The sequence below is a fragment of the Micromonospora sp. NPDC048871 genome (genome assembly GCF_043198155.1).
GTDB lineage: Bacteria > Actinomycetota > Actinomycetes > Mycobacteriales > Micromonosporaceae > Micromonospora.
This window is the reverse complement of sequence record NZ_JBICUM010000008.1, coordinates 49,851-73,193: the sequence shown is the minus strand read 5'-3', so window position 1 is coordinate 73,193 and position 23,343 is coordinate 49,851. Positions and strand designations below refer to the sequence as shown.

Below are 23,343 nucleotides of genomic sequence, written 5' to 3'. Positions count from 1 at the left end.
GTGAAGGTAGTCCATCAAGCACGCCAGGTGCGCGTAACCCATTCATCAGCCGTCACTTCCAGTCTGGAACGCCCAGAGTGGTGGAGGATTGGGGCCACGAGGATCGACGATCGGCCACGTCGGGTAGTCGGTGCGGCTGACTGGACGCTGGCCCGCGGCAGGTCTGCTCGCCAACGCGACTGAGTAGGGATGCTCAGTGCGGACACCGTTCGCGGTCTCAGGTGTCGGCCCGGCGGGGTGGTGAGGATCATGGCATGGCCGATCTGCCGCACCGACCCCTCGCTCTGCGTACCGCTGACTCGCCGTTGCCGGGCCTGGCCGCGCGTGGCCGGCAGGCCGTGCTGGCCCCGCTCGGCCGCACGGTCGCCGCGCTGAGCCGGCTCGTCAGCCGGCACCCTGCCGGATGGCGGTGGGTGGCGCGGCGGCACCACCCGGTCCTGGACGGTCTGGCCGCGGCCAACGCCCAGTCCGTCTGCGTACGGGCCGCCCGGCAGGTGCCCGCCTACCGGGCCTTCCTGCGCGCCCGCCCGGCCGGTGCCCGCCACCGGCTGGCGGATTTCCCGGAGACCGACAAGCTCGGCTACGTGGTGGCCCACGACGCGGCCGACCGCTGCTGGGGCGGGCGGTTGCCGACCCGTGGGGTGGTGGTAGACGAGTCGGCCGGTTCGTCCGGGCGGCCGTTCAACTGGCCCCGAGGGGACCGGGAACTGCGGGCGGTGCACCGGGACATCGTCGGCTACACCAAGCTGGTCTTCCCGATGCGCCGACCGTTCGTGATCAACGCGTATTCGATGGGGGCCTGGGCGACCGGGACCACGACCGGTGCCGCGATGGCCCGGATCTCGGTGGTGAAGAACACCGGCCCGGACCTTGGGAAGATCATCGACACCCTCCGCGAGTTCGGTCCGGACTTCGACTACCTGGTGACGGCGTACCCACCGTTTCTGAAGCATCTGCGCGACCGCCTGGACGCCGAGGAGTTTCCCTGGTCGCGGTACCGCATCTTCGCCAGCTGCGGCGGTGAGGGGATGACCGAGGCGCTGCGCGACTATCTGGAGCAGCGGTTCGCGCTGGTCCGGTCGGCGTACGGGGCCTCGGACCTGACCATCGGCATCGGCGCGGAGACCCGGTTCACGGTGTGGCTGCGGCGGCGGCTGCAGAACGACCGGGCGCTGCGGGCCGAGTTGCTCGGCGCCGACGAGCAGCGGCTGCCGATGGTGTTCCAGTACAACCCGTTCGCCACCTACCTGGAGACCAACGAGCACCGGGAACTGGTCTGCACGGTCACCACCGAGGTGCTGCAACCCCGGCTGCGGTACAACATCGGCGACGAGGCTCTGCTCGTGCCGTACCAGCGGATCGTCGAGCTGGCCCACCTCGACCCGGTACGCCGGGCCGAGTTCCGCACGGCCGTCTCCGCCGAGCGGATGACCCTGCCGGTGTTGCTGCTGTTCGGTCGGCGCGACTCCACGGTCTCCTACCTGGGGGCCAACCTCTACCCCCAGGACGTGGAGTACGGCCTCTACACCGGCAATCCGTACGCCGCCGAGATCAACCGCTTCTGCCTGACCCTGGTGGAGGACGCGGCCCTGGAGACCCGACCGGTCATCCACATCGAACTGCGCCGTGCCCTGACCGCCGCGCAACGCGAAGCCCTCGCCATCGCCTGCCGCACCGGGGTACGCCGACACCTCACCTCGGTCTCCCGGGACTTCGCCCAGTCCCTGGTGGAGGACCCGACCGCCGGGGACCTGCGGGTGGAACTGCACGAACCCGGCAGCGGCCCGTTCGCCGGTGAGCAGAAGATCAAGAACGTCTACCTGGTGAGGTGACCGTGCGTACCCGTGACTTCTCCCGCGCCCCGGCGCAGGCCCGCGCCGGCGCGATGTTCATCGGCGCCACCCGCTACTCCAACCCCCTGGTCCTGCTGCGGCTGGCACCGGCCTGGATCCGGATGGTCCGGGACATGCGCCGGATGTCCGGCTACTGCTGGCACACCGTCTACTGGCAGTTCCCGTTGACCCTGGGCACGATCGCCTTCTTCACCGACCGGGAGGCGATGCTGCGCTTCGCCCGCACCCGCGAGCACCGCCGGTTGATGGTCTGGCTGACCGACGGCACCCGTAACGCGACCGCCGGCTTCATCCGGCTCTACACGGCCGCGCCGGACGGATACTCCAACGGCACCTGGCGCGCCGAAGGCCCGCAGATGGGGCACATCGCCACCTTCACCCCCATCGGGGCGGAGACCAGTGGCCCGGCGGTCCTCCGGTGACCGCGACCACCCACCGGTTCGAGCGGGTGACCAGCCGCCGCACCCTGCGGGAGTTCCTCGCCCTCACCGACCGGTTGTACGCCGGTGAACCCCGCTACGTGCCCACTCCACGGCAGCAGATCCGGCGCTGGTGGCGCGACGGCATCTCCCTGTACGTCCTGCGGGACCCCACCGGCACGGTGGTCGGCCGCACCACCCTGCACACCGACACGGCCTTCGACACCAAGCTCGGCCGCCGGTGCCAACTCTTCGGGCTCACCGAGTTCACCGAACCGGCCGCCCGGCCGCTGTTCGACGCGATCACCGCGCACGCCGAACCCGACCGGGACCTGCTGTTCGGCCCGGTGGCGTTGCTACCCAACCAGGCCGGTGGAGTGATCACCTCCGGGTACGCCGACCGGGGCTTCGTCGACAGCGCCTGGAACCCGCCGCACTACGTGACCGCCTACGAGGCGTACGGATTCCACCGCCGTTTCGAGGCCGACACCTGGATCTGCCCGGTGCCCGCCCCGGCGCAACCGAAACCACCGATGCCCACCGAGCCGGACGGCGGACGCCTGGAACTGCACCGAGGTGACCTGCGGCGTCTCGACGACCAGCTCGGCCTGCTGCGCGAGATGCTGAACGCCTCCTTCGCCCAACTGGGCTACTACACCCCGATCTCCGAGCGCCAACTGCGCCGGCAGACCGACGGGCTGGGGTACCTGCTGGACGAGTCGTTGCTGCTCTACCTGACCCGCGACGGCATCCCGGTGGCCTTCGTGCTCTGCGTACCGGACATCAGTGAGTTCCTGGTCGCCGTCCGCGGCAACCTGCACGTGGTCAACCAACTGCGGCTGCTGACCTCCGGCCGCCGCCGCTACCGCCGGGAAGCGGTGCTGATCATCAAGGGGGTCCTCCCGCAGTACCAGGGGCGTGGCTACCAGCGGCTGCTCTCCGCCCACCTGCACCACAACCTGCACACCGCCGGCTACACCACCCTGCGCAGCACCTATGTCGAGCGGGACAACGTGGCATCGGCCGCCCAGTACCGGCGGCTCGGCGGTCGTCCGCTGCACGGCTACACCTTCTATGCCAAGGAGCGATAGGTGGACCTCGACGCTTTCCGCGCCCTCGAACCGCTGTGCTGGCGGGCCCCGAGCGCGCACAACACCCAACCCTGGCGGCTGCGCTACGAGCCCGCCGGGATCCGGGTCGGATGGGAACCGGCCCGTACCCTGCCGGCCGGCGATCCCACCGGCCGTGACCTGCGACTGTCCCTCGGCGCCTTCGTCGAGACCTGCCTGATCGTCGCCGCCGACGCCGACCTGCACCTGAAGTACGTCGCCGATCCCGAGGACCAGTGGGTGGGTTGGCTGCGCCCGACCGAGGACCCCTACCCGACCCCCTTCCGCACCACGGACGTGTGGGAACGCCGTACCGACCGGGGTCGGTTCTCCGCCGGTCCGGACCCGGAGGCGCTCGCGGCGGTGGACCGGGAGGCCCGGCAAACTGGCGGTGAGGTACGGGTGGTGCCGCAGGCCGACCGCCTGGGTGCCCTGCTGCGCACCGCCGACCAGCACCTGTACGCGGACCCGGCGATCACCGCCGAGCTGCGCCGTTGGCTCCGGCTGGATCCCACCCATCCGAACTACCGCATCGACGGGCTGACCGACCGCTGCCTGGCCCTGTCCCGGCCCGCTGCGGTAGGACTACGGGCGGGGCTGGCCGCGTACCCCCTGTTGCGTCCGCTGGGTCTGCCCCGGCTGCTAGCCGCTGCCGACGATCCCCTGGCCCGTGGCGGCACCGTGCTGGCCCTGATCGCCCCCGAGGGGCTGGACCAGGCCGGGCAGGTCGAGTTAGGCCGGGTACTGCTGCGCTGCTGGTTGACCCTGCACACCTCCGGGCTGGCAGCACACCCGCTGAGCCAGCTGATCGACGTCGCGGCCACCCGTACGGCCCTGGGCAGCCTGCTGAAGGTGGCACCGGAGCGGCTGGTGCATGTCACCCGGGTAGGCCGACCCACCCGGCCCGCGCCCCGGTCGGCGCGCCGAATCCCCAGCGACGAACCGGCCTGACCCGTGGGGAGCGGGTGCTACCGCTGTCGGGTGCGGGGATGCTGCTTCGCCGTTCGCTCGTTGCCGTGCTTGTACTGGCCGGTGACGCGGGCCATCAACTCCTGAGGATCATCGACGTCTACATCGGTCAGGAACCGGGCCGCGGCGGCACCGCGCAGCACGACGGCCGGGCGGCCATGATGCCGCACCTCCACGTCCCCGTTCTTGCGGACGCGATAGGTGAATCCTTCAGGGGCGCCGGACATGGCGGCATCTTCGCTTGCCGACGGCCCCGCACACCACCCAATTACGCGGCCGCCGACTGCGTCGTCGTACTCCGGGGCGGGCACGTCTCCGCCGGCGCGGCGGCCATCAGGGTCGACTCTGAAGGCGGGTCTGGCCAAGGCGGGTCGTCAGCCGGAGGCCAGGGCCTGACGGACCGTCTGGGCCACCATCGCGGGTAGCGCCGTTCTGCCTGCCCTCTTCCGGCTCTTCGGTGCCGTCGGCTCCCGGAAGGTCCACCGCGACACCGTCCAGAGCGGTCAAGGCTGGTCAGCATTTCGGAGGTCGTCCGAACAGCCTGGGTGAATCGGCTGTAGGTCCATGTCGGACTTCCGCATCCGAGACGCATTGACATGGAGATTCCAGATACGCCATGTTGGTGGCCCGTAATTGGAGTTCCTGGATCGTGGAGAACAGTTGCCAGGCAATCTGTGGCGGCTGCCGCTGCCCCGGTCAAGGGGTATCTGGGGTTGCTGACGATCTGGCGCTGACGGTTCGAAAAAGGTGATCGCATGGAGTGGGTGTGCGTGGTTGTGGTCATCGGTGCGCTTGTCGCGGGAGTCGTCGCCTACCGCAACCAGCAGGACCGGGGGGATGGTGATCCCGATCATGCGGGGGCGCCTCAGCAGGGGTCGCTACCAGATTATCTTGATATGCCGCTCGATGCCCGGCTGGCCGCTCCGGAGTGGAGTGCCCCGATCGCGTCGGCCGGCTACGACCCGGCGACGGCCGACTTCGTCAGGGTGGTAGGCAGGACCATGGTGAGTTCGCGAGGATTTCGTGCCTCAGACGGTATGCCGTTCGCCTCTCCGAGAACGGGAATCCTGATCGTCCAGGGTGGCAGAGTCGGGATTGCGTTTCCCGACGGCGGGCGCGTCGTCGTGGTGAGCTACGACAACTGGCGCGGGGAGTTGAACGTCGGGAATACCGGCATCTTGAAACTGGTCTGGGACGATCGGTCCCAGGGCATCGTCTTCTCAGCGATAAACGTCGAGACACCCGAGGGCAGCGAGTTTGCCAATGCCCTCGTTCAGTACATTCACACTGTCTAGTGTGCCTTTCATCATCGGCACCGAGCATTCGGCGCCGTGTATGTCAGGGCTGGCATCCAGCGGAGGCACGGTGCGGGGAGCCGGGGGCACGCCGGAGGGGCGTGCCGCCGCGGCCGCACCGCACTGTCAGACCCGGATGTCCAGAGCGCAGAGCTGGGCCGCGCGTACCAGGTGCAGGATCCGGAACCGGGACTGGCCGGCGGTGTACGTGGGGCGTACCAGGCCACGCAGCACCAGGGAGCGGACGGCCCGGCCGCTGTCGGGCAGGCTGTGGCCGGTCAGGGTCATCACCTCGGCCAGGTCGAAGGTCTCTCCCCGTACGCAGAGGGCGTCGAGCAGTTCGCGTTCGGGGGTGGGCAGGGTGGCCAGCCGGCGGTCCAGGGCGTCGCGCAGGTTGATGCCGCCGTCGGGGCCGGCGAGGTGGTGCAGCAGTCCGGCCGGACCGTCGTGCAGGCACTGGTGCAGGGTCGCGATGTCGTAGACGACGAGCCAGGACGCGGCGGCGTGGATGGCCTGGGGTACCCCGTCCAGTCGCCGGCAGATGTCCGCGATCAGCGCGGCCTCCCGGATGTCGGGGTTGACGTCGGGACGGAATCGGCGGGCCCGCTCCATGAAGATCCGGACCGCGGGGACGTCCACGGTGAACGGTTCGCCTTCCGCGGGTACGGCCAGCGGGTTGAGCAGGAAGTGTCGTTCACCGGGTGCCCCCAGGGGGAATGCGGCGGTGACCAGGATCCGTAGGCCCGGGCAGTCGCGCAGCAACTGCCCGATGCGGTGGGCATGAGCGGCCTCGGTCACCCCGTCCAGCACCAGCAGCGGCGGCCGGTCGGCGACGATCTCCATGAAGGCGGCCAACTCGTCCGGCCCGTTCACCGGGGGTGCACCACCCCCGGTGCCGAGCAGTTGATCGGCGGTGGCGCGGACCAGGGTGGAGAGGCGGTCACCGCCGGTCGGGCCGGTGAGGGGGCACCAGAGCACCGGGGTGCGCTCGGCGGTGTGCAACCGGGTGGCCACCTCAAGGGCCAGCCGGGTGCGGCCGACCCCGTCTATCCCGACGATGGTCACCAGCCGTTCGGCGCCGGTGCCGAGTTCGTCGACGATGACGGAGGTCTCGGCCTCCCGCCCCAGTTGTACGTCCACGGCCAGGGGTGGGGACGGCGGGTCGGCCTCGTAGCCGGCCTTCACCGCCCAACTGGTCCGTCCTTCCCCGGCGGCGGACTCCAGATCGGCGCGGGCCCGTGTTCCGAGTCGCAGGCCGTCGGCGATCAGCCGTACGGTGTCCTGCCGTGGTCGGCGGGCCCGGCCCTGTTCGAGGTCGCGGATCGCCCGGACGCTGACGGTGGACAGGTCCGCCAGTTCCCGCTGGGTCAGCCCGATGCGGGTGCGATGCCGGCGGACCAGCGACCCGAACAGCGGCACGTTATCGGCGATCGGCACGTCGATGCTCATCTGTTGTCCCACTCCCTATCACGATTGCGTGGTGACGGGGGTGGCGCGCCAGGAAGCGCCGCCCGGCGGATCTGGGACACCGGGACAACCGCCGTCACGACCCATCGTCCCGATCTCACTATCGGCCGACCATCATGGCGCCAATCGTCAGTGCGGATCTGGGCAGCGCCGTCGCCCCGGCGCGGTGATAGCGGTGATAGCGGCGCGGGTCAGGCGGTGGCGAGCTCCTGCGCCAGCCGCTCCGCCTCCCGCAGTTCCGGGCGCATGCCTCGGGCCCGGAAGGTCTCTGTGGCCTGCTCCAGCAGCCCACCGGCCTCGACGAACTGACCACTGTGGTACGCCAGCCGAGCCAGGTCGAGGCGTACCACGGCGGCGCCCCCCAGGTCGATGATCTTCTCGCGTACGGTCAGGGCCTGGGTGTAGGCCTCCCGGGCCTGGTCGTGGCGTCCGCTGGCCTCGTGGACCTCACCGAGGTTGCGCAGCAGGTGGCCCTCGCCGATGATGTCGCGGCCCCGACGGACCATCTCCAGCACCTTCGACAGCACCTGTTCGGCCTGGGCGTGCTCGCCACGGCACAGCAGCACCTGCCCTGCGCGGCGCAGGGCGTGCGCCTCTCCGTGGGCGTACCCGACGGAACGGAACACCGCCAGGGCCTCGTCGAGCTGCTCCTGGGCCATCGCGGTGTGGCCTCGGCGCATCCACACGTATGCGCTCTGGGTCAACACCGTGGCCCGACCGATCACGTCCCCGACCTGATCGAAGTCCCGGGCCGCCTGCTCGTAGCGCACGAGCGCCCGGTCATCCTCCCCGATCTGCCGGTCCAGCAGGGCGAGATCCCGACGGCACAGGGCCAGGCCGTGCAGATCGTTGAGCTCGTCGAAGATCTCCAGGGCGGCGTCGAGGGACTGCCGGGCCTGGTCCGGTTGCTGTCGGCTCAGGTGCATGGTGCCCAGCGAGGCCAGCACGGCCGCCGTACCCCGGCGGTTGCCGGCCTCCCGGACGGCCTCCAGGGCCCGCCGGTGGGTCCGTTCCCACTGGTCGAAGTAGCCGCGCGCCTCGAAGAGGGTGACCAGGGTGGTCGCCAGGTTCCAGGAGAGTTCGTGCAGACCCATCCGGGCGGCCTGCTCGACGGCCAGGCAGAGGTTGGGCTGCTCGTTGTCCAGCCATTCGAGCGGCTCGGTCAGCAGGTTCTCGACATACCCGGGCGGCGGAGGCCAGCGCAGGCCGTCACCGTGCAGCAGGGTGTAGGCGCCGCCGTAGATGCGGGCGTGGGCCTGCTCGGCGATCGACAGCCAGCCGCCGATCATCCGCTCGGTCGCGGCCAGTTGGACGGCTTCCCCGTCGTGCAGGGTGAGCTGTTCGCGGGCGAACAGGCGGATCACCTCGTGGAACCGGTAGCGGAACTCCCCGGTGCGCTCGATCGCCACCGCGTCCAGCATCTGCACGTCCACCAGGGGTTCCAGCAGGTCGGACGGGAAGGGGCGGTCGTCGTCGAGCAGGGCGCCCGCGATCCAGCCCGGCACGGTCGGCCCCTCCGCCAGGCTGAACAGCCGCAGCAGCCGCCGGTCCGGGCGGTGCAGGCCGTCGTGGGTCAGGGAGAGGCTGGCTCGAATGGTCATCTCGCCGTGGGCCAGTTCGTCGAGCCGGTGCCGCTCGTTGGCCAGCCGGTGCACCATCGAGGCGAGATTCCAGTGCGGCCGGGCGGCCAGCCGCGCGGCCACGATCCGCAAGGCCAGCGGAAGACCGCCGACGGTACGTACCAACGCTATGGCGGCCTCCGGTTCCTGGTTCACCCGATCGGCGCTGATCACCCGGCTCAGCAGTTGCAGGGCCTGGGCCTGGTCGAGCACGTCCAGCTCGACCAGTTGGGCGCCGGGCAGGGCGGTCAGCCGCGACCGGCTGGTGACCAGGACCGCGCAGCTGTTGCTGCCGGGCAGCAGCGGCATGATCTGGGCCTCGTTCGCGGCGTCGTCCAGAACGACGAGCATCCGACGTGCGGCCAGCAGGGTCCGGTACATCTCGGCACGTTCGTCCGTGGCGTCCGGGATGACCGGGCCGGGTATGCCGAGCGCCCGCAGGAACCGGCCGAGGGCGTCCTTCGCGCTGACCGTGTCGGCGCCGACCCCGCGCAAATCGCAGTAGAGCTGGCCGTCGGGGAACCGCTGGGCACCGAGGCGGTGTGCCACATGGGTGGCCAGCGCGCTCTTGCCGATGCCGGGCTTACCGGCGATGACCACGAGCCCCAGGGCCCGCCTCCCGTCGCCGCCGACCAGCGCCGCCTCGATCGTGTGCAGGACCGGCTCGTTGACGACGAAGTCCGCCGTGTCGGCGGGGAGCTGGTGCGGGTGCTCCTCGCCGTACACCGACAGCGGCGCGGTGGGGACGGCGGGGACCCGCGGCGAGGCCGTCACCGGAGCCGGTGTTGCCGGCAGGTGCAGGGCGGGGTCTCGGGTGAGGATGGCGGTCTCCAGCTGGCGCAGCTCCTCACCCGGCTCCAGCCCCAACTCGTCGTTGAGCAACTGCCGGCCGGAACGGTAGACCTCCAGCGCCTCCGCCTGACGGCCGCAGCGGTGCAGGGTCAGCATCAGCTGCCCGCGCAGCCGCTCGCGCAGCGGATGTTCGTGCAGCAGTTGGTTGATCTCGCCGACCAGTTCGTGGCTGCGCCCGAGGTTCAGTTCCAGCCCCAGGTAGGTCTCGATCGCCGTCAGCCGCTCCTCGTCCAGCCGTAGGCCACGGGTGCGCAGGGTGTCGCTGGGCACCCCGCTGAGACAGGGGCCCCGCCACAGTGCCACGGCGGCGCGCAGGGTCTCGGCCGCCTCGGCCAGTCTGCCCTCCTTGACCAGCACCCGGGAGGCCATCACCTGCCGGTTGAAGACCTGAAGGTCCACCGCGTCGTCGTCGGCCTGCAGCAGGTAGCCGGGGGCGCGGGAGACCACGGAGGCGTTGACTCCGGCTTCGGTGAAGCTCTTGCGCAGGCGGGACACGCAGATCTGGATCTGGGTGCGGGCGGTGTCCGGGGCCTCCTCCGGCCAGACGAGGTCGAGTAACCGGTCGCTGTCGACGAGCCGACCTGCCTCCATGAGCAGGCAGGCGAGGATGATCTCCTGACGCCCCGGGGGGATCCGGACTGCCCGGGTCGGCCCGTCCACCTGTAGGGGACCGAGGACTCGGAAGACGATTCCAGCCTCGGCGGCCGGGCTGGTGAGGGTCAGGTTGCGCATGGTACTCCCAGGCCGACAGCGTGCTTTGTCGGAACAGTGGACTCCATTGGGGACGGATTGTCCAGCAGGCGAAAACGAATGGGACAGTATTCCATGGCTATCGATAGAAATTGCCCGTTTCATTGTATTCCTGCATCTGTGCAGGCTGTTGCCCTACGGAACTGCCGGAAGATGCAACTCCCGCCACCGTTGGCCGCCGCTGTTCGGCGCAGGGGAACCGTCCTGAAAATCTCGGCACGGATAGGCGCGTCGGTGAAGAAAGCGCCGTGATAGGCGGGAGTTGTCCGTCTCGTGGAGATTATCTTCGCCGGCCGCACGCGGGTGGGGGCCAGCTAGCCAGACAAGAGGAGACCACCGGATGACCAGCCATGGAGGTCCACTGAAGTACGGTGCCGCCACCGCGGCCGGGGTCGACCACGTTCGACTGTCGTACCACTATCTGAACACCGGCGACATCGACGGGTTTGGCTCCCTGCTGGACGAGAACGTGCAGGTCCTGCGGCCGGACATGGTGCACGGCAACGGGCGCGACGAGGTGCTGCGTACCCATGCCCGGGTTGCCGGGCCGCCGAGCCACCACCAGATCTACAAGGTGATAGCGGAGGGCGACGGTGTCGCCGTCACCGGCCGGTACACCGATCTGCCGGGCAAGAGCGGTCAGGACTTCGTCGATGTGTTCACCCTGACCGACGAGGGGATGCTGCTGGGCTACCGGCGCTTCTACTATGTCGCGCCGGCCTGACAGAGCAGCGGCCGGGACCCGGGGGCATCAACCCTCGGGTCCCGGCCGCTGCACTGTGCGGTGCGCCCACCGGTCGGGTCAGCCGTTGCGGCTCGCGGTGACCAGGAGTTGGTCGGCGGCAGGCTCGGGCTCGGATGCCTCGACCGCCGTGGCCACCGGCTGCGCTGCGGCCGTCGGCGATGCCTCGGCCAGGGCCGGAGCCGGCTCGGCCTCGGGAGCCGGCGACGGGGTGTCGGTGCCGCCCAGGCTCTCCGGCCCGGGGGGCGGCTGGCGCAGCGCCTGCAGCGCCGCCACCGGTGCGGCCAGGGCGACGAAACCGCACACGAACCAGGTGGCGGTCACCCCGATCACCGCGGAGAGCGCGCCGAAGACGACGATCGACACCGGAGTGGTGCCGATGCCGGCCAGCGTCAGCATCGACATCGCCGTTCCCAGCCGGGCGCGAGGGGACGCCTGCTGGTAGACGGTGACGATGGCCGGGCCGTTCAGGCCGGCCATCAGACCGACCAGCGTGCCGACCGCGGCGAGCGTGAACACCGAGTTCATCGCCGCCATCGCCAGGATGCCGAGACCGATGCCGACGCCGGTGACGACCAGGCGCACCATCAGCGGGATGCGGTGGGCGAGCAGGGCACCGGTCAACCCGGCGACGATCGCGCCGCAGCTGAACGCGACCACGACCACGGCCACCGAACCCACCCCCCAGCCCCGCCCGTCGACGATCAGCGGCAGAGCCACCTCGATCGGCCAGCCGAAGGCCATGTCGAGCAGGAACGCGCAGATGAACAGCCAGCGCAGGCGGCCGTACGTGCGCAGCAGGCGGATGCCGTCGCCGGAGCGTCGGAGCATGTTCTCGCCCGGAGTCCGGTCACCACCGGCCATACCGCGGGTGACCACCCACATCGCGGCGAACGAGACCGCGCAGGTGGCCGCCACCACCGCCATCGCCTCCCACAGCTCACCGGTGGCGATCAGCCAGGCGCCGATCGGGGTGCCGATGATCGGCGCGAGCCGGGTGACCAGGGACGACAGTGAGTTCGCCCGGGCCAACTGCTCGCCCTGGGCCAGCCGGGGCATCAGGGTGCTGGCGGCCGGGCTGCCGATGCCCAGCAGCACCCCCTCGATGGCGGCGATCACCACCAGCGGCCAGAACCACGGCGTGGTGAAGACGACCACCGCGCCGGCGGCGAGCAGCACGGCGCGGGCGGAGGTGGTGCGCAACAGGACGAACCGGGCTCCCAGCGTGTCGGCGATGGGGCCGGAGAAGATCAGGGTCAGGGCGCGGGGGACGGTACCGGCCAGCATCAGGGTAGTGATCGCGCCGACGCCGCCGAGTTGGACCGCGGTCCAGGCCAGGGCGACGAGCAGGACGTAGTCGGCGGTCAGCGACAGGCCCTGGCTGGCGGTCAGGGTGATGACCTTCCGCCACTGGACCGCCGCCTGGACCCCGTCGGGGGCCTGGGACTTCTGCGTGGACGTCATCGGAGTTCCTCACTCTGAATGGGGGTCGCGGGTGGGGGAGCGGACGGATTCGGTGTGTCCGGGCGGTTGCGGTGCCGTGTGGACGGAGGGCGAGGTGGCGGGAGCCGTACGCTCCCGCAGCCGCCGTGCAGGGCGTTCTCGACGGCCCGCCGGGCGGCTAGGCGCTCGGCGGCGGCGTCGGCCGAACCGGGTGCGCTGACCCGCAGAATGCCGCCCAGATCCGAGCGGCCCAGGCGGGCCAGGGCCTCCGCCGCACCGCGTAGCGCCGCTTCATGCCGGGCGGGCACACAGCTCAGGACGGGTATCGCCGAGGGGGTGAAACGCATCCGTGGCACCGCATCCGGCGGGTACGGTCCGCCACCGCCCGACCGTTGGGCGATGCACCGGTCGTCCGGCCCACCACCGCGGCCACGGCCCGGCCCGGTGGGGCCGGCCGGGCGGCGGCCGGTGGGCTCCGGATGGTGTCTCATGCGGCCCTCCTCGCAACGTGGGGCGGGGACGAGTCCTCGTCTCCGGGTGGTCGGGTCGTCTCGGGTCGCTCCGGTGCTGGGCCGGTCGGTGCCTCGGTGTGGCCGCCGTACGGGTAGGTGTGCCAGTCCCACTCGAACATCCGTAGCCGCGGGGGCCGGTCACCGATGGTGGCCAGGGTGGCTACGAAACCCGGCGGGGCGGGCAGGTCCCGCAGCGACCAGCGCTGCCCGGCGAAGGCGCCGGTGCCCTCGACGGTCCCGGGCACCAGGACGCCGAGGCGCAGCCCGTCCAACAGCCGTCCGCCGCTGGCTTTCACGCACGACTCCTTGCGCGACAGCAACCGGTGATAGGCGGCGTTGCGGGCGGCGTCGTCGGGCTGTCCGGCGACCTCGGCGGCCTCCTCGGGCGGCATGAATCGGGCCGAGAGGGCGTTGGCCTGGACGTCGTCTCTGATCTGTTCGATGTCCACCCCGACCGGGTCGTGCAGGCGGACGGCGAGCAGGGCGTGGCCTCCGGACCGGCTGAGGCTCCACTGCCACCGGCGCCACTCGCCGTCGAAGTACGGCTTGCCGTTGGGGCCCCGGGCCCAGTGCAGCGTGTAGCCGGCGACGTCGAGATAGCTGCCCAGTACCGACCGCACCGCCCCGTGCGCCGCCACGAAGCGGTGGGCCGCCTGCTCGTCGCGCAGCCGGCGCGCGCGACGCAGCTCGCCGGCGTCGAGCAGCGCGGTGAACGGGTCGACGGTCTCGCGTGCGACGTCCAGCACGATGTGCCAGACGTCGGTGCCCGGCGGCACTCCGACGTCGACCCAGACCGGATCACGCGGCGCGGACATCGGAAAGCCGTCCTTGCAGGTAGCCCTCGGCGAGGGTGAGCCGCTGAACGTTGCCGGTGCCTTCCATGAACTCGAAGGCGCGGGCGTCGCGCAGGAGCTTGTCCAGAATCGGGTGCTCCCAACGCGCCCCCGGCCCGAGCAGCCGGACCGCCGTGGTGGTGATCTCCTCGGCGAGGCGGGTGGCACGCAGCTTCGCCGCGGCGGCGAGGGTGCCGTCGCCCGGATTCGCGTCGGCGGATCGGGCGGCGGCCAGCACCAGGGCGCGGGTGCCGGTGAGACGCTGCTCCCAGTCGGTGAGCAGGTGCCGCTCGTCGACCCGGAACTGGCGGCGTTCCGCGACGACCAGGTCGTACGCGGCCTGGGCGACCCCCAGCGCCAGGCAGGACACCACCGGCCGGTAACGGTTGAAGGTGCGGGTGGCCGCCCACATGCCCTGCCGGGTGGCGGAGCGGTGCCGGCCGAGCATGTCGTCCTCGGTGACCGGTACATCGGCCATCCGCAACTCGCTCAGCTGCAACGCGCGTACGCCCCGGGTGGACAGGGGTGCGGCGGTGAACCCGGGCAGGTCGGTGTCGACGAGGACCGCCACCATGCCCAGCGGACCGGCGCCGCGGCGGGCGAAGACGACGCCGATGCGGGACCGTGCGCCGTTGCCGATGTACCGTTTCGTTCCGTTGAGCAGGAAGCCGTCACCGTCGCGGCGAACGGTGGTGCGCATGCCGCCCGGATCGGAGCCGTGCGTCGGCTCGGTCATGGCGAAGAAGGCCCAGGTGGGCTCGGCGGTGACCCGCTCCCAGAACCGTTGCCGCTGGTCGTCGTCGGCGAGGTCCCCGATGACGGACGAGGACATCGACGGGCCGGGCAGGGCGAGCACCGCACCGGCGTCGGCCCGGGCCAACTCCTCCAGCACGACGACCCGCTCGACGCAGCTGTGCAGCAGGACGGGCCGGCCGCCGACCCGCAGCGGCTCCGGGTTGTACTCGGCGGGCAGGCCCGCGAAGGGGCGCCACGGCAGTCCGCAGCCGGGCGACGAGACCGCGAGGTCCGGGTTGCGGTCGCGGTCCAGCGCGGTGGGGCGCAGCAGGTCCGCGTACGCGCGGGCATGTGCCCGCAGATCGGCGAGGAAGTCGGTGTTCATGACGCCTCCATGTCGGTCGGGGGCGGGTAGGTCTCGGCGAGCAGCTCCGACACGTGCAGGTCACCGCCGGGCCCGTCGGTCAGAAAACCGGCGGCACCGAACAGGTGCAGGCAGTTGCGGCCGCTCTCGTCGAGGGCGCGGTGCACCCGGTGCAGATCTGTCCCGTACCCGTCGGTGTTCAGCAGCGCCCGTGCCTCGGCGATCCCGGCGGCGGCCTCGGCGAGGATTCCCCGCACCATCTGCAGGTGCAGGGTGAGGACACCGCCGACGGTCCGGCCACGCAGGTGTTCGGCGGCCTGTTCGAGCAGCCGGGTGGTCAGGCCGAGCCGGATCCAGGCGACACCGGCGGTCCAGGCCGTCGCGGTGTCCGGGTCGGGGCCGCCGCCCGGTACCCGCCAGGCGATCAGCTCTCCGTCGCCGGTGACGACGCGGTCCAGCACCGTCTGGCCGTACGGCTGGGGTCGTGGACCCTGCGGTGTGGCGTACCGGTCGCTGGCGGCGTAGACCGCGGCCGGCAGCAAGGTGTGTCCGCCCGGCCCGACCGGCACGATCCCGGGGCTGGTTTCCGCCTGGAGCGCGCCCAGCGCCGTGACCACCCCTGCGGTGTACGCGAGGCGGTGGTACCGCGCCAGGTCGGTGGCGGCGGCCGGCGTGCTGACGGTGACGGTCATCGGACCAGCTCCCTCACCTTCTGCGGACGGATGGCCAGGTGCGGCATGGCGGGTGACGCGATGTCGCCGGCCGGGTGCCGTGGTGGTTCGGGGCGCGACGCCGGCAGGGTGACGGTGACGGCGCACCGGTACGGCAGCACCGGATCGCGGTCGGCGATCAGCACCCGGCCGCCGTCCGGACGGCTGTCGAGCAGTTCGGCGAGGGCCAGCCACACCCCGGCGCAGGGGTGTCCCGGCTCGGCCCGCCGCACGGGTATCCGGGCTGGCAGGTCGGCCAGAGCGGCACCGGCGACCACCAGGTCGACCTCGCTCGTCAGCGCCCCAGCCGCCCCGGTGCGGGTGACCGTCACCGTCGGCATGTCGAGTCCGATGGTGCCCTCCGGACCGAGCAGCAGGGCCACCGCGACGTCCCGGACGGGCCGGACCGCCGCGTCGTCGGGCGGCAACGTCGACTGTTCCATGATCAGGATCAGGGCTCGGGTGGCCGCGCCGGAGCGCAGGTACTGGTGGGCGATCCGCAGCGCGGTGTACGGGCCCGCCACCCCCTGCTCCGATACTCCGAGCATGATCGGGTCGCCGGGCAGGAGGTGTGACAGGACCGGCCCGGGAAAACTCTGGTGCCGGCAGTCGGGACTGGCGTCCACCGTGATCGCCAGGTCGACGCCGACGAGTTGCGGGCCGAGCTCCTGGACGACCGTACGGACCATGTCGTGGTAGCTGACCATCGGACCGTCGGTCAGCCAGGACAGGTCGGTGAAGTCGCCGTAGAGCGCCTCCATGCGTTCCCGCAGGTTGATCCGGTCGGCCGGGTCGCCCGGGGTCACCGGGTGGGTGAAGGTGCGGGTGACGATGCGTTCCAGCGCCGGCCCGGCCCGTTCACCGGGTTGCCGCAGGGCCGACATGGTCAGCGGCTCTCGGCGAGGAAGGCGGCCAGGGATCCCACCGACTCCAGGTGGGCCTGTTCCAGGCTCTCCGGGTCGACCTGCGTGTCCAGGGCGTCCTCCAGGGTCATCAGCAGGGCGAGGACGCTGGTGGAGTCCAGGTTCAGATCGTCGAAGAGTCGGGTCTCGACGGTGATGTCGGTGAGGTCCTGGCGCAGCACCTCCTCGAGCGCGGTGACGATGACGGTGACGATCTGCTCGTTGCCGGTCTCGACGGTCGTGGCGTTCATTGCGGGCCTGCCTTTCGGGCGTGAGATTGGGGGAGGTGACGCGGTTGGTACGGAAGCGACGCAGGTGGTGCGGAGTCGAGCCGGGGTCAGCGGAAGTCGTGCAGGATCTGCGCGGCGAGCATGCTCTCCACGTCGTCCCGGGTGCGGACCAACCGGGGCTCGCCCTGGTGGATCAGCACCTCGGCCGGGTAGCCGTGGCTGAGGAAGTGCACCGGCGAGGCGGTCGGGCCGTACGCGCCGGAGCGCTCGACCCCGATCACGTCGCCGGGGCGCAGGTCGCCGGGCAATTCGACGGCCTTGCCGATGGTGTCGTTCGGGGTGCAGAGCGGACCGGTGACGTTCCACTTCACCGGCTCGGCGGTGCTGTCCCGGTTGAGCAGCCGCATCGGGAAGTTGCGCTTGACGAAGGAGCCGATGCCGACCGCGGCCATGTGGTGGTTCGTGCCGCCGTCGGCGACCGCGAACCGCTCACCCATCGACTCCTTGACGTAGCGCACCTCGACGGCGTAGGTGCCGCTGTGCCCGACCAGGTACCGGCCCAGCTCCATCACCAGGGTGGTCTGCGGGTGGCGGTCGTGGAAGGCGGCGAAGACCGGGTTCAGCTGGTCGGTCAACGCGGGGATGTCGAGGTCCCGCTCGCCGGCGAAGTACGCCACGCCGAGCCCGCCACCGACGTCGACGATCTCCAGGTCCACCCCGAGGTGCTTGCCGAGCCGTTCGGCCAGCTCGAGGATCCGCCCGGTGTTCTCGACGATCATCTGCTCGGAGAGGAACCGGGTGCCCAGGTAGGCCTGGAAGCCGCACAGCCGCACCGACGGGTGTCGGCCGGCGAGGTCGGACTCCGCCAGCAGGGCCGCTTCGTCGATGCCGAACTGACGGGGTTTGCCACCCATGGTCAGGCCGCTGCCCTTGACCGCGAAGCTCGGGTTGACCCGCAACACCACCCGGGCGGTGGTGCCCAGCTCCGCGGCCAGCTCGTCGATGAGGGCCAGTTCGCCGAGCGACTCGCAGATCAGGGTGACCTCACCCTTCAGACAGGCGGTGAGCTCGGTGCGGCTCTTGCCGGGACCGAGGAACATGATGTCCTCGGCGGGAACCCCGGCCCGCTCCGCGGTGATCAGCTCGGTCAGGGAGGAGACCTCGGCGCTGGCACCCAGGGAGTGCAGCAGGGCGCAGACGCTGATGTTGGGGTTGGCCTTCAACGAGTAGAACATCCGCACCGCCGGGTGCAGCCGGTCACGCAGTTGCCGGTACCGCTCGGTGATGATCGCCCCGTCGTAGACGTACAGGGGGGTGCCGAACCGTTGCACCAGCTCGGTGACGGGGACACCGCCCAGGGTGGTCGACTCAGACATGGACGGTCTCCTTGTGAACAGCCGCGACGACCGCGTCGTCGAGGTCGGTGATCTCCTGTTGGGTACGGGCCAGCAGCAGCCCGTACAGGCGCCCCACGTACGGACGGGTGTCGCCGGGTTCGGGGGTGGCCGCGTTGACGGTGGCGAAGTTGTTCACCACCAGGCCGGTGCCCCGGTCCCGGTCGAACAGCAGGTCACCGAGCCAGTGGCGGAGGTCCGTGAAGGTGACCGGCCGGGTCAGCCGAAGGTCGTACTGGCGGGCCAGGGCGACGTTGTCCGGGCCCATGAAACGCTCCTGCAACCCGGTCTGGTACGTCGACATGTTGTTCCGGGCGTTGATCTCCAACACCGGCAGCAGGCCGCCGTCGGTGGTGGTGATGGCGTCGACCCCCACCACCCCGTGGAAGCCGTCGGCGGCCAGCCGGGCGCCGAGCCGTTCGCTGGCGATGACGAGCTGCGCGGCGTGCTCGGTGGAGAGTCGCGCGGGGAAACGGTGTCCCTTGTGGACTCCGTTCTCGGTCAGCGCCTCCTTGACGAAGTCGAACCGGACCGAGCCGTCGCGGGCGACCGTGAAGTGGTAGTTCAGGTCCAGGGCCTTGTCCGCCCACTCCTCGATGACCAGGGCGACCCGCTGGTCGCCGGTGCGTTCGGCGCGACGGGTGACCATCCGGACGAGCTGGTCCATCCGGCGGATGTCATCGACGACCATGATGCCCTTGCCGGATACTCCGTACGCGTCCTTGACCCCGACCCGGCGCCCGGCGGCGACGGCGCGAGCAGCCTCGCCGGCCGCGGCGACGAACTCGTCCACGGTCTCGCACTCCCAGCCCACGGCCTGGGGCAGCCCGAGGTCCGTCGCGACCCGGCGGCTGTAGATCTTGCTGTTGACCGCCTTGACCACGGACACCGCCGGCAGCGCCGGGGCGAGCCCGGTCAGCTCGCACAGCTGCTGCTCCAGCAACGACATGCCGTGCGGCAGCAGGTACGCCCCCTGCCCGGCCAACGACCGCAGCGCCGCCAGCAACCGGGGCGAGCGCAGCGCGTCCTCACTGACCGTGGCCGCTGGGTCGTGCTCGTCGGTGAGCAGGATCCCGGGAAGCTCGATCCCCAACTGCACCAGGTAGTTCAGGTAGTCGGGGTCGGGGGCGGACTTCAACACGACGTGGTCGCCGGGCCCGGCCAGCAGTACGGTGAACTCGTCCATCCGGTTGACGATCGCCGTGGACGCCCGACCGCCGAAGACCGGCAGCCCCACCTCGTCGCGGGCCCACTCGTCCTCGACCTCGAAGTTGCCCAGCAGGACGAACGGCGTGCCGGTGGCTCCGGTACAGGCACTCTTGACACCCTCTAGGAACGTCGGATCCGGAGGTGACATCGGCTGTTTCCCTTTCTGCGACGAGGTCGACGGGTCAGTGCCGCAGCACGGCGGCGGTGAACGTCGCCCCGAGCCCGACGGCCGCCATCAGGTACAGATCGCCCGGGCGCAGCCGGTCGGCCGCGCGGGCATGGACGTAGTTGATGAACGGATCGGCACCGAAGCAGTGCCCGGTGGCCGCGATGTTGTCCAGGTAGACCCGGTCCAGCGGTACGTTCAGCAGCTGACAGGTCCACGACCAGGACAACTTGTTGACGTTGTGGGGCAGCAGCAGGGCCAGGTCGTCGATGGCGACCCCGGCGTCCTGGCACGCCTGGCGGATCACCTCGGCCAGCACCTCGTTGTGGTCCTTGACGAAGTCCGGGTGCAGGGGCTGCGGCGGGACCGACTCGGCGAACTGGCCCAGGGTGCGGGTGGCCACGCCGAGCAGCCGGTCCCGATCACCGTTCGCAGTGACCAGGCAGGCGGCGGTGGCCTCCCCCATCACGGTGCTCTCCGGGATGGTCTCGAGCAGCGGCATGAAGGTCTTCTCGCCGGTGAGCACCAGGGCCAGGGCCTCCGGGTCACCGTCCGCGGCCAGCAGCTGGCCGGCGAGGTCCACGGCGAGCAGACCGGCGGCACAGGCGCGCTGGGTCAGGGTGAACGCGACAGCGTTGGGCAGGCCCAGCGTGGCGCAGACATCCTCCAGCAGGGTCTCTCCGGCCCGGTTCGCCGGAGCGATGGTCCGGCCCAGCACCACGTAACGGACCCGGTGCTCGTTTCCGCGCAACTCCGTGAGGGATTCGGCCGCCGCGACCAGCAGCGGTCGCAGGTCCCGCCCGGGATCGCGGAGCACCTTCTTCAGCCCGAACAGCCGCCGGTAGGTCCACATCTGCTTCGGGTCGGTGTCCACACAGATGTCACCGATGTCCACGCTCAGCGCCGGCAGGTGACATCCGACGTCCAGCAAGGCGGTCATGCCGGGCTGCCGATCGAGGCGGTACGCGCCGGTGACGCGGTCGTCGGGGTGGCACCCGGCCACCACAGATCCTCATCGGTCAGCGCGTCGGCGCGGTACTTGCCGACCGCGCTGACCAGCAGTCGGGCCTCCAACGCCAGCGCCTCGACCAGGCGGGTGAGGCCGTCCTCGGGGTCCTCGTCGACCGCGAGCAACGCGGCCCGACCCAGACCGACGGCGGTGGCGCCCATCGCCAGCGCGCGGACCGCCCGGCCGCCCTCCCAGATCCGGCCGGTGGCCAGCAGACATCCCTCGGGGCGGCCGATGCGGCGCAGGCACTCGGCCAGCGGCAGTCCGACCTGATCGAGGAACACCCGGGGCGCCCACCCCGTGCCGCCCTGCGCGCCGTCGACGGTCACCGCGTCGCTACCGGCCTGCCAGGCCGTGGTCGCGGCCGAGGCCACATCGCGTCCGGGGTGGAACTTCACCCACACCCGGGCCCGTGGGAAGTTGTTGCGCATGAACCGGACCTGCTGGCGCAGGATCTCCTCGGTGAAGGTGCCGGGGGTGGCGCAGCGCAGCCACCGGTCCGGGCCGAGGACCTCCCGGACGGCGAACTGACCGGCCAGCCGGGCGGCTTCCTCGGCGTCCACCGCAGTCATCCCGCCCAGTCCCGGCTTGGCGCCCTGGCCGGTCTTGAGCTCGAAGCCCAACCGACCCGAGTCCCGCAGTTCCCGCACCGAGGTGTCGCTGTAGACCAGGTTCCACACCTCGGAGTCGGCGTCCTCGGTGCTCTGCTGCACCACCACACCACCGACCCCGGGCGGGCACTCCTGCGCGTAGGCGCGCAGCCGGGCCAGGATCGGCGACTGTGCGGCCTCGGCCCGCCGGTATCCGCCGACCGGCACCATGTTCTCGCCGATCACCATCGGGATGCCGAGCCGGCCGGCCTGCCGGCTGGCGGCGATCCCCGCGTCACCCGAGGCGACCCGGGTCGAGCCGAACGCGGAGACGTACACCGGCAACGGCGAGCGGAAACCGCCGATGACGGTGGCCAGGTCCACGTCGTCGTGCAGTGGTTCCCGGCCCAGATCGATCAGCTTCTCCAGCCGCCGAGGCATGAACACCGGCGGCACCAGGCGGGCCAGGTCCAGCTCGTCGGCGCACCCGGAGGGGCCGGACAGTTCCTCGTCACCGGCGCCGTGCAACTGCCGGCCGTACGTGTCGACCGGCGGGAACACCGCGGCCGTGCCCTCGCGGGCCCGCTGCCGGATCAGCCCCTCGGGCAGGCCCGGCGCGCAGACCCCACTCACGGGGACACCACGCCGGGAAGCTTCGGGTAGGCGCTGACCTGCCAGAGGGCGTCCAGGCCGGTAAGGAACCGGACCAGCCGCTGCAACCCCATGCCGAAGCCGGCGCTGGACGGTAGGCCCTCGCGCATCAGCCGCAGGTACCAGTCGTACTTGGCCGGGTTCTCGCCGCTCTCCCGCATCCGGGTCACGAGGGTGGCGTAGTCCGCCTCCCGCTCGCTGCCGCTGACCAGCTCCCCGTAACCGCCGTGGGCGATCAGGTCGAAGTTGCGCAGCACGCCCGGGTCGCCGGGGTTCTCCTTGTCGTAGAAGCCCCGTGATCCCTTGGGGTAGTCGGTGATGAAGAAGGGCCGGTCGGCCTCCCGGGACAGGATCTCCTCACCCGCCCAGTTGATCTCGGCGTCCGGGCTCTGCGGGTGACCCTGGTCGCGCAGCCGCTGCACCGCCTCGGTGTGGGTGCAGCTGTCGAACTTGCCGGTCAACAGTTCGGCGAAGTCGAGGGGGTCACGGCCCAGCTCCCGCAGCACGTCAGGCACGGTGTCGAACACGTGCGCGACGACGTGGGTCAGCAGCCCGGCGGCGGTGTCCATCGCGTCCTCGCGGGTTCCGCCGGCGATCTCCACGTCGATCTGGTGGAACTCCACCAGGTGCCGGCCGGTGTCCACGGTCTCCGGCGGTTCCACCCGGATGTTCGGCGCGATGTAGAACAGCTTCGGGAAGCCGCGCAGCGAGGCCTGCTTGTAGAGGATCGCGCTAGTCATGATCTTGTACGTGTGGCCGTAGAAGTCGACGTCGAGGGCCTTGGCGCCCCGGGCGCCCGGGTCGGTGACCGGCCCGATCAGCGGGGGCAGCAGCTCGGTGAAGCCCTGACCACGCAGGAACTCCCGCGCCGCGTACAACGCCTCCTGCTGGACCGCCATCGCGGCCCTGGTCGTCTCGGCGATCAGATGCTCGCCGAGAAGACCGGGATAGGCAGCGGCTTTTCTCACCGCCACCGTTTGCTCTGTCTGGTACATCTCGCCTCCCGGGGTCTTTTGGTCGTACTTGTTACGACGGCCGGCAGCGCCGACAGCAGACGTGTCGAAGATGTGCGGATCCGACCCCGTACCGCGCACCGCGAATTCGTACCTGCGCGCGGTCGACGTATTCGGTCGGTCTATTTCCCACACGTCGAATATAGGAGCGCCCGGTGGTGGCGGACGGTAGTTGGACGGGCAGAAAGGTGGGCAGTCGAAGCGGCAGTGACCGGGGGTGTGGGCACGACCAACGGCCCCTGCTCACGAGGTGAGCAGGGGCCGCAGGAAGTGGTCCGGGTCGAGGGTGGCCTTATGCGTACTGCTCCACCAGGCTCCGCGGCCGGATGTCGGTCCAGGAACTCTCCACGTACGCCAGGCACTCCGCCCGACCGGCCGGCCCGAAGGCCGTCTGCCAGCCCCCCGGCACGGCGGCGAAGACGGGCCAGAGACTGTGCTGCGCCTCGGCGTTCACCAGCACCAGGAACGTGCCGTTCTCGTCGTCGAACGGATTCGCCATGTCATTTC

The 23,343-nt window shown here is 70.9% G+C and carries 22 protein-coding genes; 6 read left to right on the top strand and 16 right to left on the bottom strand.

The genetic code is table 11. From position 1 onward, the window contains the following. The first annotated feature begins 254 nt into the window (after nucleotides 1–254). From ACGFIK_RS19010 to ACGFIK_RS18995, 4 genes are read left to right on the top strand one after another with little or no spacing between them, the layout of a single operon-like run. Nucleotides 255–1,832: a phenylacetate--CoA ligase family protein gene (locus ACGFIK_RS19010; RefSeq protein ID WP_327025656.1), complete on the top strand. Its 1,578-nt coding sequence runs from the start codon at nucleotides 255–257 to the stop codon at nucleotides 1,830–1,832. Further along, nucleotides 1,829–2,275, top strand: coding sequence for a DUF4188 domain-containing protein (locus ACGFIK_RS19005; RefSeq protein ID WP_327025657.1), 447 nt, complete (start codon nucleotides 1,829–1,831; stop codon nucleotides 2,273–2,275). The genes ACGFIK_RS19010 and ACGFIK_RS19005 overlap by 4 nt, the downstream gene beginning before the upstream one ends. Then, nucleotides 2,272–3,363: a hypothetical protein gene (locus tag ACGFIK_RS19000; RefSeq protein ID WP_327025658.1), complete on the top strand. Its 1,092-nt coding sequence runs from the start codon at nucleotides 2,272–2,274 to the stop codon at nucleotides 3,361–3,363. The genes ACGFIK_RS19005 and ACGFIK_RS19000 overlap by 4 nt, the downstream gene beginning before the upstream one ends. After that, complete coding sequence (locus ACGFIK_RS18995; RefSeq protein WP_327025659.1) at nucleotides 3,364–4,332, top strand: nitroreductase; 969 nt, start codon at nucleotides 3,364–3,366, stop codon at nucleotides 4,330–4,332. Between the two features lie 17 nt (nucleotides 4,333–4,349). Here the strand turns inward: ACGFIK_RS18995 and ACGFIK_RS18990 are convergent, their stop codons facing one another. Further along, a complete protein-coding gene (locus tag ACGFIK_RS18990) occupies nucleotides 4,350–4,577 on the bottom strand; it encodes a hypothetical protein (protein WP_327025660.1) in 228 nt (75 codons plus the stop codon). Nucleotides 4,578–5,105: 528 nt separating this feature from the next. On the opposite strand from ACGFIK_RS18990, the gene ACGFIK_RS18985 reads away from it, so the two are divergent. Then, nucleotides 5,106–5,645: a hypothetical protein gene (locus ACGFIK_RS18985; RefSeq protein WP_327025661.1), complete on the top strand. Its 540-nt coding sequence runs from the start codon at nucleotides 5,106–5,108 to the stop codon at nucleotides 5,643–5,645. A gap of 126 nt (nucleotides 5,646–5,771) precedes the next feature. Here the strand turns inward: ACGFIK_RS18985 and ACGFIK_RS18980 are convergent, their stop codons facing one another. Beyond that, nucleotides 5,772–7,094 carry a helix-turn-helix domain-containing protein gene (locus ACGFIK_RS18980; protein WP_327025662.1) on the bottom strand — a complete coding sequence of 441 codons (1,323 nt, stop codon included), beginning with the start codon at nucleotides 7,092–7,094 and terminating at the stop codon, nucleotides 5,772–5,774. Nucleotides 7,095–7,303: 209 nt separating this feature from the next. Beyond that, nucleotides 7,304–10,315 (bottom strand): BTAD domain-containing putative transcriptional regulator, encoded by a 3,012-nt coding sequence (locus ACGFIK_RS18975; RefSeq protein ID WP_393340414.1) that lies wholly within the window; start codon nucleotides 10,313–10,315, stop codon nucleotides 7,304–7,306. A 358-nt stretch (nucleotides 10,316–10,673) separates the two neighbouring features. Between ACGFIK_RS18975 and ACGFIK_RS18970 the strand changes: the two genes are divergently transcribed. Continuing rightward, entirely contained in the window at nucleotides 10,674–11,057 is a 384-nt protein-coding gene (locus ACGFIK_RS18970) for a nuclear transport factor 2 family protein (RefSeq protein ID WP_327025664.1), read from the top strand. 78 nt (nucleotides 11,058–11,135) lie between these two features. On the opposite strand, the gene ACGFIK_RS18965 is transcribed toward ACGFIK_RS18970, so the two are convergent. From ACGFIK_RS18965 to ACGFIK_RS18905, 13 genes are all read right to left on the bottom strand, one after another. Continuing rightward, nucleotides 11,136–12,539 carry an MFS transporter gene (locus ACGFIK_RS18965; protein ID WP_327025665.1) on the bottom strand — a complete coding sequence of 468 codons (1,404 nt, stop codon included), beginning with the start codon at nucleotides 12,537–12,539 and terminating at the stop codon, nucleotides 11,136–11,138. Next, the gene (locus ACGFIK_RS18960) at nucleotides 12,536–13,009 is read right to left on the bottom strand and encodes a hypothetical protein (protein WP_327025666.1); all 474 of its coding nucleotides are present in this window, start codon (nucleotides 13,007–13,009) and stop codon (nucleotides 12,536–12,538) included. The genes ACGFIK_RS18965 and ACGFIK_RS18960 overlap by 4 nt, the downstream gene beginning before the upstream one ends. Continuing rightward, nucleotides 13,006–13,845, bottom strand: a complete 840-nt coding sequence (locus ACGFIK_RS18955; RefSeq protein ID WP_327025667.1) for a 4'-phosphopantetheinyl transferase superfamily protein — start codon at nucleotides 13,843–13,845, stop codon at nucleotides 13,006–13,008. Before ACGFIK_RS18955 ends, ACGFIK_RS18960 begins: the two co-directional genes overlap by 4 nt. Continuing rightward, nucleotides 13,829–14,983 carry an acyl-CoA dehydrogenase family protein gene (locus tag ACGFIK_RS18950; protein ID WP_393340411.1) on the bottom strand — a complete coding sequence of 385 codons (1,155 nt, stop codon included), beginning with the start codon at nucleotides 14,981–14,983 and terminating at the stop codon, nucleotides 13,829–13,831. The genes ACGFIK_RS18955 and ACGFIK_RS18950 overlap by 17 nt, the downstream gene beginning before the upstream one ends. After that, on the bottom strand, nucleotides 14,980–15,654 hold the full coding sequence (locus tag ACGFIK_RS18945) for a hypothetical protein (RefSeq protein ID WP_327025669.1): 675 nt from the start codon (nucleotides 15,652–15,654) through the stop codon (nucleotides 14,980–14,982). The genes ACGFIK_RS18950 and ACGFIK_RS18945 overlap by 4 nt, the downstream gene beginning before the upstream one ends. Beyond that, nucleotides 15,651–16,556, bottom strand: coding sequence for a hypothetical protein (locus ACGFIK_RS18940; RefSeq protein ID WP_327025670.1), 906 nt, complete (start codon nucleotides 16,554–16,556; stop codon nucleotides 15,651–15,653). The genes ACGFIK_RS18945 and ACGFIK_RS18940 overlap by 4 nt, the downstream gene beginning before the upstream one ends. A gap of 2 nt (nucleotides 16,557–16,558) precedes the next feature. Beyond that, complete coding sequence (locus ACGFIK_RS18935) at nucleotides 16,559–16,825, bottom strand: acyl carrier protein (protein ID WP_327025671.1); 267 nt, start codon at nucleotides 16,823–16,825, stop codon at nucleotides 16,559–16,561. Nucleotides 16,826–16,911: 86 nt separating this feature from the next. Further along, nucleotides 16,912–18,180, bottom strand: a complete 1,269-nt coding sequence (locus tag ACGFIK_RS18930; protein ID WP_327025672.1) for a type III PLP-dependent enzyme — start codon at nucleotides 18,178–18,180, stop codon at nucleotides 16,912–16,914. Further along, a complete protein-coding gene (locus tag ACGFIK_RS18925; RefSeq protein ID WP_327025673.1) occupies nucleotides 18,173–19,555 on the bottom strand; it encodes a hypothetical protein in 1,383 nt (460 codons plus the stop codon). The genes ACGFIK_RS18930 and ACGFIK_RS18925 overlap by 8 nt, the downstream gene beginning before the upstream one ends. Nucleotides 19,556–19,589: 34 nt before the next feature. Further along, entirely contained in the window at nucleotides 19,590–20,513 is a 924-nt protein-coding gene (locus ACGFIK_RS18920; RefSeq protein WP_327025674.1) for a 3-oxoacyl-[acyl-carrier-protein] synthase III C-terminal domain-containing protein, read from the bottom strand. After that, nucleotides 20,510–21,805, bottom strand: coding sequence for a glutamate synthase-related protein (locus ACGFIK_RS18915; protein WP_327025675.1), 1,296 nt, complete (start codon nucleotides 21,803–21,805; stop codon nucleotides 20,510–20,512). Before ACGFIK_RS18915 ends, ACGFIK_RS18920 begins: the two co-directional genes overlap by 4 nt. After that, nucleotides 21,802–22,818: an asparagine synthetase A gene (locus tag ACGFIK_RS18910; protein ID WP_327025676.1), complete on the bottom strand. Its 1,017-nt coding sequence runs from the start codon at nucleotides 22,816–22,818 to the stop codon at nucleotides 21,802–21,804. The genes ACGFIK_RS18915 and ACGFIK_RS18910 overlap by 4 nt, the downstream gene beginning before the upstream one ends. A 310-nt stretch (nucleotides 22,819–23,128) precedes the next feature. After that, on the bottom strand, nucleotides 23,129–23,335 hold the full coding sequence (locus ACGFIK_RS18905; RefSeq protein ID WP_327025677.1) for an MbtH family protein: 207 nt from the start codon (nucleotides 23,333–23,335) through the stop codon (nucleotides 23,129–23,131). Between the last annotated feature and the right edge of the window lie 8 nt (nucleotides 23,336–23,343).

What these genes read in the sequence shown, in the direction of transcription:
- ACGFIK_RS18965 (WP_327025665.1), bottom strand. Translation starts at nt 12,539, where the DNA reads ATGACGTCCACGCAGAAGTCCCAGGCCCCCGACGGGGTCCAGGCGGCG.
- ACGFIK_RS18985 (WP_327025661.1), top strand. Translation starts at nt 5,106, where the DNA reads ATGGAGTGGGTGTGCGTGGTTGTGGTCATCGGTGCGCTTGTCGCGGGA.
- ACGFIK_RS18930 (WP_327025672.1), bottom strand. Translation starts at nt 18,180, where the DNA reads ATGTCTGAGTCGACCACCCTGGGCGGTGTCCCCGTCACCGAGCTGGTG.
- ACGFIK_RS18940 (WP_327025670.1), bottom strand. Translation starts at nt 16,556, where the DNA reads ATGTCGGCCCTGCGGCAACCCGGTGAACGGGCCGGGCCGGCGCTGGAA.
- ACGFIK_RS18920 (WP_327025674.1), bottom strand. Translation starts at nt 20,513, where the DNA reads ATGACCGCCTTGCTGGACGTCGGATGTCACCTGCCGGCGCTGAGCGTG.
- ACGFIK_RS18960 (WP_327025666.1), bottom strand. Translation starts at nt 13,009, where the DNA reads ATGAGACACCATCCGGAGCCCACCGGCCGCCGCCCGGCCGGCCCCACC.
- ACGFIK_RS18910 (WP_327025676.1), bottom strand. Translation starts at nt 22,818, where the DNA reads ATGTACCAGACAGAGCAAACGGTGGCGGTGAGAAAAGCCGCTGCCTAT.
- ACGFIK_RS18945 (WP_327025669.1), bottom strand. Translation starts at nt 15,654, where the DNA reads ATGACCGTCACCGTCAGCACGCCGGCCGCCGCCACCGACCTGGCGCGG.
- ACGFIK_RS18905 (WP_327025677.1), bottom strand. Translation starts at nt 23,335, where the DNA reads ATGGCGAATCCGTTCGACGACGAGAACGGCACGTTCCTGGTGCTGGTG.
- ACGFIK_RS18955 (WP_327025667.1), bottom strand. Translation starts at nt 13,845, where the DNA reads ATGTCCGCGCCGCGTGATCCGGTCTGGGTCGACGTCGGAGTGCCGCCG.
- ACGFIK_RS18950 (WP_393340411.1), bottom strand. Translation starts at nt 14,983, where the DNA reads ATGAACACCGACTTCCTCGCCGATCTGCGGGCACATGCCCGCGCGTAC.
- ACGFIK_RS19010 (WP_327025656.1), top strand. Translation starts at nt 255, where the DNA reads ATGGCCGATCTGCCGCACCGACCCCTCGCTCTGCGTACCGCTGACTCG.
- ACGFIK_RS18935 (WP_327025671.1), bottom strand. Translation starts at nt 16,825, where the DNA reads ATGAACGCCACGACCGTCGAGACCGGCAACGAGCAGATCGTCACCGTC.
- ACGFIK_RS18990 (WP_327025660.1), bottom strand. Translation starts at nt 4,577, where the DNA reads ATGTCCGGCGCCCCTGAAGGATTCACCTATCGCGTCCGCAAGAACGGG.
- ACGFIK_RS18980 (WP_327025662.1), bottom strand. Translation starts at nt 7,094, where the DNA reads ATGAGCATCGACGTGCCGATCGCCGATAACGTGCCGCTGTTCGGGTCG.
- ACGFIK_RS18970 (WP_327025664.1), top strand. Translation starts at nt 10,674, where the DNA reads ATGACCAGCCATGGAGGTCCACTGAAGTACGGTGCCGCCACCGCGGCC.
- ACGFIK_RS18925 (WP_327025673.1), bottom strand. Translation starts at nt 19,555, where the DNA reads ATGTCACCTCCGGATCCGACGTTCCTAGAGGGTGTCAAGAGTGCCTGT.
- ACGFIK_RS18975 (WP_393340414.1), bottom strand. Translation starts at nt 10,315, where the DNA reads ATGCGCAACCTGACCCTCACCAGCCCGGCCGCCGAGGCTGGAATCGTC.